Genomic DNA, 15,501 nt, shown 5'->3' on the forward strand with positions numbered 1-15,501 from the left:
AAAGGCGAGAGCCGAAGCCCCCTTTGGTCCGTAGACATTATGCGGTATTAGCCGTCGTTTCCAACGGTTGTCCCCCACCTCAAGGCATGTTCCCAAGCATTACTCACCCGTCCGCCGCTCGACGCCAAAGGAGCAAGCTCCTCTTCGTTTCCGCTCGACTTGCATGTGTTAGGCCTGCCGCCAGCGTTCAATCTGAGCCATGATCAAACTCTTCAATTAAAAGTTTTTTGAAGCCTAAGCTTCTGCTCAATGAATACTGATTTTGATATCTTTCGATATCGAATTGACTGTGCGTTATTACTTTCACTTTTAAAAAAGTAAAATCAAAACAGCTCAAGGCTGAATCTTTTAATAACTTATGGCCACTCAGTTCAATTGAGACTCTAAATTTGTTTGCGTCATCTAGCGAACTAGAATCGGCTGTTAGAACTCAATCTGTACGAGTGCCCACACAGATGATTGCTTCATATTTTTAAAGAACGTTTTAGGCTTTCGCCTCGGAAGCTTTGCTCCCGTTCAGGGCTGCGCATTCTACGCTTTCCTGATTTTGTGTCAACACTTAATTTTAAGTTTTTTAATTCGCTTTAAACTAAGTTTTATTTGACTCCCTAACACTGCGTTTAGCTCGTTATCCGTTGCTGTCTGCAGTGTCAGTGGGAGCGCATTATAGGGAGAAACGAAATTGACGCAACCCCTTTTTTACTAAAAACCGCAAAAAAACGTTAACCCAAGCTCAAACGTTCAAAATACCAACAAAACAAAGGTAGGCGAACATCGATTAGGCTGTTTTTTGTGCTCTTTCCTTAAGGCGGCCTATAAGTATTGAACAACTACACTAAAGATCAAGGTAAGGCTTATAAAAAAGTGCACCTAGCGTGCACTCCTTTATCTCGATTGCAACGTATGCATTTCTTAATACAAGATACTATATAGTTTACGGCGGTATTGAGCTGCTAGGGCGTCGCCCTCAGGTAGGCTAGCAATGATATCAAGGTAGGACTTCTTCGCATCGCCAAAATTAAGATCTTTGTTAAGCACTTTAAACAGTGTCGCTAACGCGTCTTCTTTTTTACCCGCTTCATTGAGTGCCACAGCCAAATTTACTTTTGCCTCAAGGTTTTCAGGTTCGTTATCAACGGTCTGTTGCAAAGCTTGGATCTCTGGTGAGTCTTGCGCTTGTTCAGCAAGCTCTAGCTTAGCTTTAATATTGTTATAATATGCATCCTGCTCGACTAGGCCTATGGTTTCCAATAACGCTTTGGCGTCATCAAGCTTATGTATTTGGATGCAAATATCAGCCAACACCAGTTTGATACGACTATTATTGCTGTCTATATCATACGCCTGTTTTGCCAGTTTAAAGGCCTCGTTATGATTTTGGACCATCAATGCATCTTTGGCTTGTTGCAGCAACATATCTTGTGGTTGTGGTAAGTGCTTTTGCAGTGCTTCTTTAATTTGCACCTCGCTTTGTGGCCCTGGAAGCATATCGACGGGTGCTCCCTCTTTTAATAACACCAAAGTAGGCAGCGCTTGTAAGCCAATTTGCTGCGCTAATTGACCCGCCAATGCTTGCTGTGTGTCACAATCTAAAGTTGCCACGACAAGATGCTGCTGATATTGCTGCGCTATGCCTTGTAAAATACTGGCCTGTTCCTGACATTCCGGGCTTTGGGCGGAGTAAAAGCTCAACGCCACCAACTTTTCTTGCGAAGTGTCGCCTAATACTTGCTGGATATTCTCTGCCGTCAATTGAATTTGATTCGTCATGCTTATGTTGCCATCTCACTATAATTAAGCTTTGATATGGTGACTAACATAACAATTACAAGAGCAAGGATCACCCATGCAATTGCCTACTTCTTTCACCGCTCTCAGTGCTGCTTTACTACTTGCATGCACATCAACAGCAGCACACAGTATAGATGTTAAAGATAGACTCCCTGAGCTTGAAGCCTTCTATCTTGATTTACACCAATCACCAGAGCTGTCTTTACACGAACAGCAAACCGGTGAAAAGCTGGCCAGTAAACTGCAAACTTTAGGGTTTGATGTGACCAAAGAAGTGGGTGGCTACGGCGTCGTTGGCCTGTATAAAAATGGCTCTGGGCCGACCGTTATGATCCGCACCGACACCGACGGTTTGCCAATCGTCGAACAAACCGATGTGAACTACGCATCTAAAGTGACGGTGACAAAAGATGATGGCTCCAAAGTTGGGGTGATGCATGGCTGTGGTCACGATATTCATATGAGCAGTTTTATTGGCACTGCTGAACACCTCATGGCCCATAAAGATCAATGGCAAGGTACGCTGATGATGGTAGCTCAACCTGCTGAGGAAATCGGCGCGGGTGCCAAAGCAATGCTCAATGAGGGCTTGTTTAGTCGCTTCGCTAAACCAGATCATGTTTTAGCCTTGCATGTCAGTGCCAGTGTGCCTGCGGGCAAGGTTGCCTTAAAGCCGGAATATACCATGGCCAGTGTAGACTCGGTGGACATCATTGTGAAAGGTAAAGGTGGACATGGTGCCTACCCGCACACCACCATCGACCCTGTGGTCATTGCCTCACGTTTGGTGTTGGCGCTACAAACGATCACCAGCCGTGAGCTGTCGCCCTTAGAACCTTCCGTTGTGACTGTCGGGTCTATTCATGGCGGCAGCAAACATAATGTCATCTCTAACGAAGTGACTCTGCAACTCACGCTACGCAGCTATAACCCGCAGGTACGTAATCAACAAATTGCCGCCATTAAACGCATAAGCGCAGGTATTGCTGCTAGTGCGGGCTTAGAGCAGGCCCTTTACCCTGAAGTCATTGTCCATGAACAAGAATCGATTCCTTCTACTTATAACGATCCAACGCAAACCACCTTAGTCACAGACGCCATTAAAAACGCTATCGGTGAGAATAATGTAGAATTAACCAAGCCAGTCATGGCCGGGGAAGATTTTGGCTTATACGGACGCACCGACGACAACTTGCCTATTACCCTGTTTTGGCTCGGCGGAGTAAACCCAGAAACATATAACGCCGCTCAACAATCTGGGGCGCAACTGCCATCGCTGCACTCTAGTAAGTTTGCGCCTGATTATAAAAAGGCCATTCCAACGGGTGTCAAAGCGATGACTCATGCGGCGCTCAAGCTATTCAATACACCTTAAGCTTGCGCTTTAGACGCGCCCTTAGCTTTGTAACTGCGGGCGCGCTTTCGTTTACCACCTCTCAAGGCTCGCTTGGCGGGCCCTTTAATATTGCTAAATACACCAGCATCACAGTTCTTTGCTTGATTGACCAAGTCGCTCAACTGTGTGGTTAATGGCTGCATGAAGTCTTGATATTTGAGCTCTTGCTCGGCAATTTTTGCTAATGCCATTTCCCAGTGCGCCGTCATATCCGGCGTTGCTAATTGCTCGGGCAACGCACTGATCAGAGCGCTTCCCGCTTCGCTAGCACAAATGGATTTTCCTTTACGAGTAAGAAAACCACGTGAGAAAAGCAATTCGATGATGCTTGCTCTGGTTGCCTCAGTGCCTAAACCATCGGTATCGCGCAGCACTTTACGTAATTGTGTGTCCTTGACGTAACGGCCAATGGATGTCATTGCGCTTAATAGAGTGGCATCACTAAAGTGTGCCGGGGGGGGTGGTCTGCTTATCGTCAATACGTGCATCATCACACTGTAGCAATTGCCCTAAGGTCAATGGTGGTAAACATTGCTCATCCTGCTTCGCCTTTTTGCCCATGAGCTCTTTAAAACCCAGCTCAATGTCTTCTCGGGCTTTTGTTGTAAACTTGCCTCCGGCTATGGTCACCTCGACATCACTTTGGTAATAGCGATATGCAGGCATAAATTGAATAAGGTATTGGCGACAGATCAGTTCATACACTTTGCGCTCGTTATCATTCAACTGCGCTGCGGTGTGCTTGGCTGTAGGTACGATGGCATGGTGCGCGGCCACTTTGCTATCGTTAAAGCAACGGCTCTTTTTATTGCTATCTACAGCTGTGAGCTGCTGTGCGGTGAAAACGCCATTATTAAGCACTTCGTTAATAATATTGCTGGCGTCAGCAAAATGCTCCTTAGGCAAATAGCGGTTATCTGAGCGCGGGTAAGTAATTAATTTATGCTTCTCATACAAGCTTTGACAACAATCTAATACCGCCTTCGCGGAGAGAGAAAAGCGCTTCGCTGCATCTATTTGCAGTGTCGATAGGTTATAAGGCAGAGGAGCTTGCTCTTGCTTTTGCTCTTTGCTTAAGTCGGTCACACTTGCCGGTTGGCCGACAATCCGGCCGACTACATTTTCTGCAAGCTTACGCAGCAATACTCGGCCCTGTTCATCTTGATAGGCCCGACACGCTTCGCTTGGTTGCCACTTCAGCCAAAATGACTCGCCTTGTGCTGTAGTCACTTGCGCGTGCACTTCATAAAACGGCTTACTAACGAACTCGGCAATTTCTTTATCTCTGGCGACCACCAGACCCAGCACCGGGGTTTGTACCCTTCCCACTGAGAGCACCCCTCGATAACCGCTTTTTTGTCCCGCCAAGGTATAAGCTCGTGTTAGGTTCATGCCAAACAACCAGTCGGCGCGCGAGCGGGCGAGTGCTGAAACACTCAAAGGCACAAACCGGGTATTGGGCTGCAGCTGGTTCAGGGCTTTTTTCACTGCAGGCAAGTTCAAATCACTGATCAGTAAACGCTCAACCGCTTGCTTTTTATGTTGCGGCAAAGATACCTGATTAATCACTTCATCAACCAGCAACTGCCCTTCTCTATCGGGGTCGCCGGCATGCACTAAGGTGTGAGCTTGTTTTATCAGCTTCTTAACTAAAGTGAGTTGTTTACGAGTTTTGCTTTTCGCTTTTAGCTGCCACTGCTTCGGAACAATAGGCAAGTGCGCTAATTGCCACTTTTTAAAAGCGGGGTCGTAGTCATCGGGCTCAGCCTGCTCAAGCAAGTGACCGATACACCAGGTGACACAATCGCCATTGCCGACCTCTATATAGCCTTCTTTTTTTTGCTGAGGTTTGGGCAAGGCTGCGGCTATGGCACGGCCAAGAGAGGGTTTTTCGGCAATATAAAGCTTCATGACAACAACTGGCTATTTATACAGTTATTACAGTGTAGAGTATAATTACGAGCTAGGAAAGAGTGCGCGCGGCTGTTTTGTTTCTTCTTGCCTGCAACCAAAACAGTATCGGTAAATAGCACAATATTAAAGTGACGCTGTTTATGATTGGTATTAGGGTTTTGTAAAGGTACGAGCTATTAAATGTTAGATCCCATAAATGGCGATCAGCGACACGCCAAAGCTGTAAAAAAGGCGCGGCAACGACAATAAGCTGACCAGCAATACTTTGCCACATATGCACTTTGCCACGAATGCCCCAGTAGGCAATAATCGCCATCCAGGTAATATCGTTGCTTGCCCATATGACATAACGCCAGATCATGTCTTTATCCCAATCGAGCAAAAAATCGTGTATCAGTGTTCCGTAGAGAAAGAAAGCGGCGGTTAGAAGGACAAACCGCAAGGCCTTGTACTCACGAGTAAGGACATAGAAAACAATAGCGGGCAGCAAAAATGCTGCCCAACTATTGTTTAGAAAGATTAACGTTTCCTCTAGCCAACTAGGCATAAGTACTTAGCCTAACGACTGTTCGGTATCTTTGTTATCGTCTCCGCTTTTATCATCAGTGCCGCTACCATTTCCGGGTATACTGGCAAACTTATGCAAATCCAACATCCTGTGCTCCCTGTCTATTCAGCTTTAATTCAGTTGCTAAATTACCGTATTTTTGGCACAAAGCCAATAGTTACTGCACAACTTCAATGGGGTCAGATTCTTTGGCTTTACCCTGCATAATTGAAATTTCGACGCGGCGATTACGCTTACGATCTTCATCAGTTTCATTGGGGACTAACGGCCGTGTATCTGCGCGCCCCACCACGACCATTCTACTTTTATCAAAGTCATCAACCTTTTGCATTTCACTGGCAACCGCGACTGCGCGCATCGCACTCAGGTCCCAGTTGTTGGTATAGAGCTCATTGGAGACTTGGAAGTCATCGGTGTGCCCCGAGACAGTGATTTCCCCGGGTACATCTTTTAGTAATTCAGCAATATCTTGAATAATAGGCTTAAATTTTGGCTGTAAGAAAGCACTGCCGGAGGGAAAAGAGCCGTTTTCACGAATGCGAATAATTATTTGCTGCCCTAAAGATTCCAGTTCTATGGCGCCGTCAATAATTTGCTGTTCTAGCTGTTGTGCAATTTTCTTCACCAGCTCATTGGTGCGCTCTTGGTCTGCTGCGGCGATGGCTTGCTGTTGCGACTGCTCATCGGCGGTACTGGCAGACTCCCCACCGCGTTGGTCGCCACGCTGCTCTTTACGACCGCCTGCGGAGTCTTCTTCCCCAGCTTGGAACTCCAGCATTTGCTGTGTCATTTCAACAGTTTGCTGTTGAATTGTCTCAATGGGCGTAGGATCTGGGCGCCCCGGTTTAAATTCCATAGCGATGACACTGGTTCCTTTAGGTATGTCTTTTACTTCCAGTTTATTTTGCACACCAAAAGCAAACTTCATGGAACCAGCAATTTGCTTAAACTTGAGCACATCCATCTCGGAGAACGCCAATAGCAATACGAAGAAACACATCAGTAGCGACATCAAGTCTGCGAACGTGCCCATCCAAGCCGGTAATCCGGGAGGGGGGCATTTGCAGGGTTTTTCATCCGACATACTTACTCCTCGGTATCAACTTGGCGCTTAGACTCTGCCAGATAATTTTTCAGAATGCCTTCGATAACTTTGGGATTTTGTCCGTCTTGAATACCTAGGATAGCGTCTAGGATCAGCCGTTGATTGAGCTCTTCTTCGTCTTTGCGCAGTTCTAACTTGGATTGGATAGGAATAGCTATCACATTGGCGAGAAACGCACCGTACAATGTGGTTAGTAGCGCCACCGCCATCGCGGGGCCAATCGCTTTGGGGTCATCCATGTTAGAGAGCATCGCCACCAACCCGATCAAGGTCCCGATCATACCCATTGCCGGGGCTATATCACCCAAGGCCTTAAACAGTCCTGCGCCTTGCTCATGGCGAGCGGTGGTTAACAAAATATCTTTTTGCAAAGTAGCACGAACTACATCGGCGTCATGGCCATCAACCAACATATCAATGCCTTTGCGCATAAACTTGTTGTTAATCTCTGCCTCTTCTAGCGCTAAAAAGCCCCCTTTACGAGCAGAGTCTGCCAGCTCTACAGCCTTCTCAATAAGCTCATCAGGTGATTCAATCTTAAACATGAAGGCCTTGCCGGCTACTTTCCCTATGGTGAAAAATTGCCCCATGGTGTAGTTAGCAAGCACGATAAAAAGAGAACCACCAAATACAATTAGCACCGAAGGAGTGTTATAGAACATGCCCACATCACCACCAAGCACCATAGACATGACAACGAAACCAATCGCGCCGAGAATACCTATTATGGTTGCTAAATCCACATGTCCTCCACCCACTTTTCTATTCAGCGCCTTCCCACTAAAGCCCTATATATGGCCAGGGAATATCAGACGTTATTATAATTACTCTTGAGATATCGGCAACTTGCTGAATTACTTGAATCATTTTTTTAAAATCGCGAAGCGACAATATTAAAACTAGCATGCCTACACAGCTTTGCCGTGAAAATCGCATCCATCTTTGACCTAGTCCACGATTCCCCCTAAAATTGGCGCTCTTATTAGGTGTAGTGAGTGACAAGGCCATGGCCCAAAAAAAACCAGAAAACCTAAGCTTTGAAGAAGCCATTAATGAATTAGGGCAAATTGTAACTGATATGGAGCAAGGAGAATTGTCTTTAGAGCAATCTTTAAAGCAATTTGAACGCGGTATTGGTCTGGCAAATGCATCGGCTCAAAAGCTTGATAACGCCCAGCAGAAAGTAAGCATGTTAATGAGCAACGACCTAAATGCTGAGCTCACCCCAATGGATGATCAAGAGTAGTCGCCCCTGTGAATTTAAAACATGCCTTAGCACAGGCACAACAGGATGTGCTACACACCCTACAGCGTTATTTTCAAACACAGCAACAAACACAGCCTCAGTTATTGGCGGCAACGCAGTACTGTATTGAAAATGGTGGCAAGCGCTTGCGACCATTTTTAGTCTATGCTGTAGGTAATATGCTTGCAGCACATCAAGACGATCTTCACAAAGCCGCTGCAGCCATTGAGTGTATTCATAGTTACTCTCTGGTGCATGATGATTTACCGGCCATGGACGATGATGAATTACGGCGCGGTCGACCCACCTGCCATATCGCATTTGACGAGGCCCACGCTATTTTAGCTGGCGACACCTTGCAAACCATTGCCTTTGAGCTGCTCAGTAGCACTGACTTTGATATCGGCGCTAGCCAACAGTTAGCACTGATACGAAGTTTAAGCCAAGCTTCAGGGCTATTGGGTATGGTAGGCGGCCAAGCGCTCGATATCGCGGCCACCGATAAAGCGATTTCCTTAAGTGAACTTGAGCATATTCATCGTCTGAAAACCGGGGCATTACTAAGCTGCGCCATTAAGCTGGGCTATTTGTGCTCCCCGAACGTAGAAAACAGCACACGTGCTGCATTAGACGATTACGGCCGTGCCATCGGCCTGGCTTTTCAAGTGCAAGATGATATTTTGGATGTTGAAGGAGATACCGCCACGCTAGGAAAGCCGCAAGGCTCTGATGTGGCTGCAAATAAATCTACTTATCCTGCGCTTATGGGCCTTGATGGTGCCAAAGATAAGATGCAGCATTTGTATCAACAAGCTATTGATGCGGTGTGCCCGCTCCCATATGACACCCGTGTTCTCGAGCAACTCGCAGGCTATATCATCGCCAGAGATCATTAAAAATGACTACTGATGCGAAGGGCTGGTTTGATATACTTCAGCCATCGCAGTAAAGGATAAAACGACGCATGAATTTGGATAGTAGCAAGTATCCCTTATTACAACAGGTCAGCAAGCCTGAACAACTTCGCGAGCTACCGCAAGAGCGGTTAGGCGCGTTTAGCCACGAACTGCGGGACTACTTACTAAACTCCGTATCGCAAAGTAGCGGTCACTTTGCCTCCGGGCTCGGCACGGTTGAACTGACTGTTGCGCTGCACTATGTGTATAACACCCCGTTTGATCGCCTGATTTGGGATGTAGGCCACCAAGCCTATCCGCACAAACTGATCACCGGCCGCCGTGAGCAAATGCATACTATTCGCCAAAAAGATGGATTACATCCGTTCCCTTATCGCGGTGAGAGCGAGTACGACACCTTTAGTGTCGGTCATTCGAGTACCTCCATCTCCGCCGCGCTAGGTATGGCTATTGCTGCACAAAAAGAAGGCCAAGGCCGTAAAACCGTTGCCGTCATCGGCGATGGTGCTATCACTGCGGGCATGGCCTTTGAGGCGATGAACCACGCTGGCGATATTAATTCCGACATGTTAGTCATTTTAAATGACAACGAGATGTCTATTTCAGAAAATGTCGGCGCGTTAAATAATCATTTTGCGCGTATTCTCTCCGGTAGCTTTTACGCCAATATTCGTGAGGGCAGCAAAAAGCTCTTATCAGGGTTACCGCCAGTGAAAGAACTGGCTAGCCGTATGGAAGAGCACCTTAAAGGCATGGTTATACCGGGCACCTTCTTCGAAGAGCTTGGCTTTAATTATATCGGCCCAATCGATGGCCATGATGTCAACATGCTGGTCGACACCCTGCGCAATATGCGCAACCTCAAAGGTCCTCAGCTGCTGCATATAAAAACCCAAAAGGGCAAAGGTTATAAGCCTGCTGAAGCCGATCCTATTGGTTACCATGCGGTGCCCAAGTTTGACCCGACCGTGACTAAATTACCCAAATCTAAGCCAGGCGCACCGACCTTTTCTAAGGTATTCGGCGATTGGTTGTGTGATATGGCCAGCGTTGATGACAAACTGATGGCCATCACTCCGGCAATGCGCGAGGGCTCGGGCATGGTGCGCTTCTCTAAAGAGTACCCACAACAATATTTCGATGTCGCCATTGCAGAGCAGCATGCGGTCACACTCGGTGCAGGGTTTGCGTGTGAAGGCCTAAACCCCGTAGTGGCAATTTATTCAACCTTCTTACAGCGTGCCTACGATCAACTTATTCATGATGTGGCGCTACAGGAATTGCCAGTGCTTTTTGCCATTGATCGCGCTGGCGTAGTTGGCGCCGACGGGGAAACTCATCAGGGCACGTATGACTTAAGTTATTTACGCTGTATTCCCAATATGGTCATTATGGCACCGGCTAACGCCAATGAATGCCGTAATATGCTTTATACCGGGCATCAGCTTAATAAACCCGCCGCTGTGCGTTATCCACGTGGCAGTGCTGGCGATGGTGAGCTTGATAGCGAAATGCAACAATTACCCATTGGCAAGGGACGTGTTATTCGCAACGGCGAAAAAGTCGCAATACTGTCGTTTGGTACCTTGCTGGAGAATGCCCAACAAGCAGCAGAGCAGCTCAATGCCACCCTAGTTGATATGCGTTTTGTTAAACCTCTCGATCACCAGCTGATTGATAAGTTGGCAAGTGAGCATAATGCGCTTGTCACCTTGGAGGATAATGTTATCGCCGGTGGCGCAGGCTCAGCAGTAAGCGAGTACTTAGCGCAAAGCAAGCAGCTTAAGCCAGTTTTGCACCTTGGCCTACCGGATGTATTTATTAAGCATGGTACGCAGCAAGAAATGCATGCTGAGCTTGGCCTTGACGGCGACGGTATCACTCGCCAGATAAGTACGTGGTTAGATTAACACGCTCGCGAGTTTGATATTCGGTAATAAAAAAGGAGCCAAAGGCTCCTTTTTTATTTATTCACTTTCTTAACGCATCCAAATTTTAATGTCGGCTAAGCCGGTGCTTTGTAAGGTGGCTATTTGCGCATCTAAGTTTTCACTTTGCTCAAACTCAAAGGCATCCAACTGATCATCAAACTCAATATGCGCACAGCCATCGCCGCCGCGCTTTTTCACCTGATGAAGGGCGATATCCGCTAAGTTCACCGATGTTTCCCAGCCGATCACTTGGCCGCCGAGCAATGGCATCGGATAACAAGACCAGCCCAGCGACGCGCTAAGATTAATCTTTTTACCATTGGGTAGTTGAAAACTTTTCTCTGCGATAGATTTGCATAACTGGCGCGCAAACTGATTGACCTGATCGAGCTCGAAATCGCGCAGCAATAACAAGAACTCATCGCCGCTCCAGCGGGCCACATAGTCAGAGCCCTGCGTGCAGGAATTCAATAGGGTCGCCATTTGTTGTAAGCAACTATCGCCGCTCAACGGTCCGTAGGCATCATTAATACGCGAGAATTTGTCGATATTCACGATCAACAGCACCAGGGCCCTGCCCTGCTCTTGTAATGAAGACGAATTACGCTGGTAATGTTCAATATCTTTAGGCAGCTGATCGAATAAGAAACGCCGGCTACGCAGTCCTGTAAGCTCGTCAGAGTGACTCACTAACTTCAGCTGTGAGTTCACCTGGTTAAGCTTATCATTGGCATCACGCAGCTCCATAGTGCGCTCTTCCACCAAACTCTCCAAGGCTGCTTGCTTGCGGCGTTCCTGGGCTCTAAACACCCACAGCAATAAATAGATAATAAAAAATAACCCGGAAACAATCAGCAACCGGAAATACACCGTTTCATCGAAGCGCTTCGGTACCTGAAACGCATAGTGTGTGCTTGTGGCCTCTTCCCAACTGTCACTGGTGCGCTTGGCTTCAAGCTTAAAAGTAAATGGGCCAGGAGGTAAGTTAGTATAAATGGCTTCACGACGATTTTTAGCATAGCGCCAGTCGGTATCCAAGCCACTTAATTGGTAACGAAACTCCACCTCAGCCGGGGCGTAAAAATCAATCGCTGTATAATTAATCGTTAAATCGCGCTCATCGGTATCAAGCTCAGGGTTAACACCCAAGCCACCGGTATACAAAGTACGTCTGGGGGTGGCAATACTCTCCACTTGGGGCGCTAATTGGTCTTGGCCAAAGAGCTGCACATTTTTAGGGATTTCCACCACCCCTTGCAAACTCGGATACCAAATAGAGTCACCACTGTCAGCCACCGCGTCGTGACCTAAACCAGCACAACATTGACTGGCTTTACCATCGAGCTGGCGATCATACGAGGAAATCACCTGCTCTACTTGTAAGTTTCCAATTTCATCCGAGAATTGCTCCACCGGCATACGGTAGACGCCTTTCATGGTGCTGACCCACACCCGCTGCAGGGCTTCATCATGATGCAGACTAAAAATGGAGCCATAGGGTAAGCCATTGGATACATCAAGCTGGTGCCAGCGCCCTTGGGTACTGCGATAGAATAAGCCGTCATTTAACGAACCAACTAACGTCCCAACATCATCAATTTCTAAAATACTGGTGACATAAGCGCTTTCCAGCGCTGTAGAGTCGCCGATGCGCTCAATGCCTTTATCTGAGAATAAGTAACCGCCTTGGCTGGTACCAATTAAACCGTATTTGCCTTTATCCAGCACGTAAGTAATAAACTTACTATCGAGTACAGCATTGTAGGTAAAGGGCGTTAATCCTCGATATCCCATGCGATACATGCCCCGGCCAGTACCAAACCACAGTCCGCCAGCACTTGACTCACTGATAGCAAACACCGGGTTCTGCCGTAATTCCCGCGCATCGATGTTATATAGCTGCTCGTCTTCGAAGTACAACACACCGCGATCCGTGGCGATATACAACCGCTCACCAACAAAATGCAAATCATGCACCGCACTGCGGCGTAATTTAGCCCGAGGCACGCGATTAATAAAATTATTATCTTGATCGAAATAACCAACGCCACTGCGATTAGCCACCCATAGCTGACCACTGGGTGATAAGGTAATGGCCATCACCGCTTCGGTCATACTCGAGAGTGCATTATGGCGCTCAACCCGGCCCGCGTGGGCAAGCCAAAGGCCCTCGCTGAAGCTCGCCAGCCAAATATTGTTTTGTTCATCGCGGTAAATATCGGAAAACCAGATGCTTTGATCCAGTGCTGCCGGCTCAACCCATTGCCACTCTTTAGAATTGTCGCGATACAGTAATCGCCCATAGGTTGAGATCCACAATGCGCCATCGGAGTCACTCATAAACTTATACACCGCCGCATTACTGGCGTTGGGTAAAGTAAATGGCCGTAGCTCATCATCGATGTCTAAAAAGTAAGCGCCTAATTCAGAGGCCAGGTACAGAGTGCCTTCTAGCCAGGCTAAGTCGTGGATAATGGTTTGTGCTAAACGATCAGGCAGGGTCACCCGCGCAGTTATTTTTAAACGCAAACGCGATGACGACGACGACATATTGGTTAAGCGCAGTAAGTAGTTTTCACTGACTAACCACACGCCTTGCGGTGCCAGTGCCATTTTACTGACCGAAATTTGGTTGATGGCAGTCAGGCGTCCCTGAATACGGCCACTGCGCCGACGCTCGCTCTCAGGCAAATGAAAAGCGACCTGATTACGCTCGATATAAAACAGTTCGTTGGCTGCCACCCAAATATTGCCTTTATCATCTTGCAATATATCGCGCACCGGGCCGCCAATACCAAACTCAAAGTAGTTCATTGAGTCAGGGTCAAGTACGGAAATGCCGCGCTTGGTGCCTATCCACAATAATCCTTCTTTATCAATCAATAACTTATTAATTGCATTACTATTGAGGAAGTTGCTATTTTGCTGGGTAAAATTAGTGAAGTGGTCGCCATCAAAGCGACTTAAACCAAATTGAGTGCCTACCCAAATATAGCCTTTGTTATCTTGGGTGACACTTTTGAGGGATTGCGAAGGCAGACCATTTCGGGTATTCCATTGCTTAACCACATAATCCGTGATTGATGCCGACGCCAAGTGCGAAGCAAAAACTGCCCACACCAATACTAGTGACTGAAAAAACCGCTGCAATGTCACACCCAGACTCAAATCTTATATTCCTGGCAAATAACCTACTTTAATTAACGCTTGGAGGCAAATCAGCGAGCATATGCCGGCGAGAATATCATCTGCCATAATCCCAAGCCCACCATGCAGACGTTTATCAAGCATACGGATTGGTCCAGGCTTGGCAATATCGAAAAACCGAAACAGGGCAAAGCCCACCACTAAGGTCTGCCAATTAATAGCCGCTCCTATCATGGTAATATAAAACCCTGCCACTTCGTCCCAAACAATAGCCGGATGGTCATGCACACCCAAGTCATCTGCGGTTTTACCACAGGCCCACACACCCACAGTGCATAGCATGAGTGCCATTGCTGCCTGCACCCACAGTGGCATACCCCAGGTCATAAAAATAAAAGGAATTGCCGCAAAGGTGCCCACTGTACCTGGGGCTTTGGGACTTAAACCTAAGCCAAAACCTAGGCCTAAAAACTGATGACCGCGACGTAGATTAAATAAGCTTGTAGTGATCACGCGTCACCCTGTATAAAATGTTCAAAGCCCACTTGGGCGACATCGAGTTTATCTTCACCGTTGAGTACCTCGACCTTCCCCTCGCCACCACGAATTTGGCCAATGCACACAGCCTCGATGCCATACTGACTCAAACGATTGTCCAGCATCGCTTTGTGGTTCTCGGGTACCGTGTAAAGCAACTCGTAGTCATCACCATAGCCAAGCACATAAGGCCATTTCGCCTCACCTTCAATACTCTGACGAAAGGCTTCTGACGTTGGAATTTTATCGGCATGAATGGTGGCACTGACCAAAGACATATCTAAAATATGTTGTAAATCAGCCAAGAGCCCATCGGAGATATCAATGGCAGAGCTGGCGTAGCCACGTAAGACCTGTCCCGCAGCCACCCGGGGCGTCGGATACTCCAATTTAGTGGTCAGCTTCTTCAGCCATTCAGGGGCAATATCTAGGTGTTGTTTGCGCGCTTCGATAGCCAGGCCCGCATCACCCAACGGTCCGGTAACATAAATCCAATCGCCGGGTTTAGCACCGCCACGTGTTAACGCTTTGCCGGTAGGCACCGTGCCTTTGGCACATACGGTTACAGTAAGTGGGCCTTGCGTAGTATCACCACCAATGATTTGCACGTTGAAATATTCTGCTATTTCATGCATGCCTGCGGTGAACTCTTCTAACCATTCTACTTCGGCTTTCGGTAAGGTAAGCGCCACAGAAACCCACGCAGGCTCGGCGCCCATTGCAGCAAGGTCACTGAGGTTAACGGCGATAGCCCGGTGCCCCAAAGCGCGCGGTGACATATCTTCAAAAAAGTGCACACCAGCTACCATGGTGTCAGTGGTAATGGCTAATTGGCTGTTTTCCGGAATACTCACCAAGGCGCAGTCATCACCTATGCCAAGATTCACATCCCGGCGCGTGATCCCTCGGCCTTTAAAGTATCGGTTTATTAATTCAAATTCTTGCATAC

General features: G+C 47.4%; 11 protein-coding genes, 1 rRNA gene and 1 pseudogene. 4 read left to right on the plus strand and 9 right to left on the minus strand.

The features are described from left to right. Positions 1-219, minus strand: a 16S ribosomal RNA gene (locus tag MHM95_RS07425); the annotation flags it as partial. 693 nt (positions 220-912) lie between these two features. After that, a complete protein-coding gene (locus MHM95_RS07430; RefSeq protein WP_045980532.1) occupies positions 913-1,770 on the minus strand; it encodes a tetratricopeptide repeat protein in 858 nt (285 codons plus the stop codon). 76 nt (positions 1,771-1,846) lie between these two features. Here MHM95_RS07430 and MHM95_RS07435 point away from each other — a divergent pair, with 76 nt between their 5' ends. After that, the gene (locus MHM95_RS07435) at positions 1,847-3,166 is read left to right on the plus strand and encodes an amidohydrolase (RefSeq protein ID WP_239384934.1); all 1,320 of its coding nucleotides are present in this window, start codon (positions 1,847-1,849) and stop codon (positions 3,164-3,166) included. Here MHM95_RS07435 and MHM95_RS07440 read toward each other — a convergent pair. The 4 genes and pseudogenes from MHM95_RS07440 to pomA all read right to left on the minus strand — a co-directional run bounded on the left by MHM95_RS07440 (position 3,163) and on the right by pomA (position 7,517). Next, positions 3,163-5,098: pseudogene (locus MHM95_RS07440) on the minus strand (DNA topoisomerase III). The gene MHM95_RS07435 and the pseudogene MHM95_RS07440 sit on opposite strands and share 4 nt — an antisense overlap. A gap of 52 nt (positions 5,099-5,150) precedes the next feature. Further along, complete coding sequence (locus MHM95_RS07445) at positions 5,151-5,648, minus strand: hypothetical protein (protein WP_045980529.1); 498 nt, start codon at positions 5,646-5,648, stop codon at positions 5,151-5,153. Positions 5,649-5,826: 178 nt separating this feature from the next. Continuing rightward, on the minus strand, positions 5,827-6,753 hold the full coding sequence (locus MHM95_RS07450; RefSeq protein ID WP_026110915.1) for a flagellar motor protein MotB: 927 nt from the start codon (positions 6,751-6,753) through the stop codon (positions 5,827-5,829). 2 nt (positions 6,754-6,755) lie between these two features. Beyond that, positions 6,756-7,517: a flagellar motor protein PomA gene (pomA, locus tag MHM95_RS07455; RefSeq protein WP_022943545.1), complete on the minus strand. Its 762-nt coding sequence runs from the start codon at positions 7,515-7,517 to the stop codon at positions 6,756-6,758. A 263-nt stretch (positions 7,518-7,780) separates the two neighbouring features. Between pomA and MHM95_RS07460 the strand changes: the two genes are divergently transcribed. From MHM95_RS07460 to dxs, 3 genes are all read left to right on the plus strand, one after another. After that, positions 7,781-8,020 carry an exodeoxyribonuclease VII small subunit gene (locus MHM95_RS07460; protein ID WP_022943546.1) on the plus strand — a complete coding sequence of 80 codons (240 nt, stop codon included), beginning with the start codon at positions 7,781-7,783 and terminating at the stop codon, positions 8,018-8,020. An 8-nt stretch (positions 8,021-8,028) separates the two neighbouring features. Then, entirely contained in the window at positions 8,029-8,916 is an 888-nt protein-coding gene (ispA, locus tag MHM95_RS07465) for a (2E,6E)-farnesyl diphosphate synthase (protein ID WP_045980528.1), read from the plus strand. A gap of 68 nt (positions 8,917-8,984) precedes the next feature. After that, positions 8,985-10,847 carry a 1-deoxy-D-xylulose-5-phosphate synthase gene (gene dxs / locus MHM95_RS07470; protein ID WP_130144757.1) on the plus strand — a complete coding sequence of 621 codons (1,863 nt, stop codon included), beginning with the start codon at positions 8,985-8,987 and terminating at the stop codon, positions 10,845-10,847. 69 nt (positions 10,848-10,916) lie between these two features. Here the strand turns inward: dxs and MHM95_RS07475 are convergent, their stop codons facing one another. The 3 genes from MHM95_RS07475 to thiL are packed head-to-tail and all read right to left on the minus strand — an operon-like array spanning position 10,917 to position 15,499. After that, positions 10,917-13,988, minus strand: coding sequence for a diguanylate cyclase (locus MHM95_RS07475; protein WP_026110916.1), 3,072 nt, complete (start codon positions 13,986-13,988; stop codon positions 10,917-10,919). 51 nt (positions 13,989-14,039) lie between these two features. Next, on the minus strand, positions 14,040-14,528 hold the full coding sequence (locus MHM95_RS07480; protein ID WP_022943550.1) for a phosphatidylglycerophosphatase A: 489 nt from the start codon (positions 14,526-14,528) through the stop codon (positions 14,040-14,042). Beyond that, entirely contained in the window at positions 14,525-15,499 is a 975-nt protein-coding gene (thiL, locus tag MHM95_RS07485) for a thiamine-phosphate kinase (RefSeq protein ID WP_022943551.1), read from the minus strand. The genes MHM95_RS07480 and thiL overlap by 4 nt, the downstream gene beginning before the upstream one ends. Positions 15,500-15,501 lie beyond the last annotated feature (2 nt).

Origin of the sequence: Pseudoalteromonas sp. CnMc7-15, from assembly GCF_022347925.1 — a bacterium.
Classification (GTDB): domain Bacteria; phylum Pseudomonadota; class Gammaproteobacteria; order Enterobacterales; family Alteromonadaceae; genus Pseudoalteromonas; species Pseudoalteromonas ruthenica.

Bases quoted from the DNA above. Each gene is read 5' to 3' on its own strand.
- MHM95_RS07460 (WP_022943546.1), top strand. From the start codon at position 7,781: ATGGCCCAAAAAAAACCAGAAAACCTAAGCTTTGAAGAAGCCATTAAT.
- MHM95_RS07445 (WP_045980529.1), bottom strand. From the start codon at position 5,648: ATGCCTAGTTGGCTAGAGGAAACGTTAATCTTTCTAAACAATAGTTGG.
- thiL (WP_022943551.1), bottom strand. From the start codon at position 15,499: ATGCAAGAATTTGAATTAATAAACCGATACTTTAAAGGCCGAGGGATC.
- MHM95_RS07450 (WP_026110915.1), bottom strand. From the start codon at position 6,753: ATGTCGGATGAAAAACCCTGCAAATGCCCCCCTCCCGGATTACCGGCT.
- MHM95_RS07430 (WP_045980532.1), bottom strand. From the start codon at position 1,770: ATGACGAATCAAATTCAATTGACGGCAGAGAATATCCAGCAAGTATTA.
- dxs (WP_130144757.1), top strand. From the start codon at position 8,985: ATGAATTTGGATAGTAGCAAGTATCCCTTATTACAACAGGTCAGCAAG.
- MHM95_RS07435 (WP_239384934.1), top strand. From the start codon at position 1,847: ATGCAATTGCCTACTTCTTTCACCGCTCTCAGTGCTGCTTTACTACTT.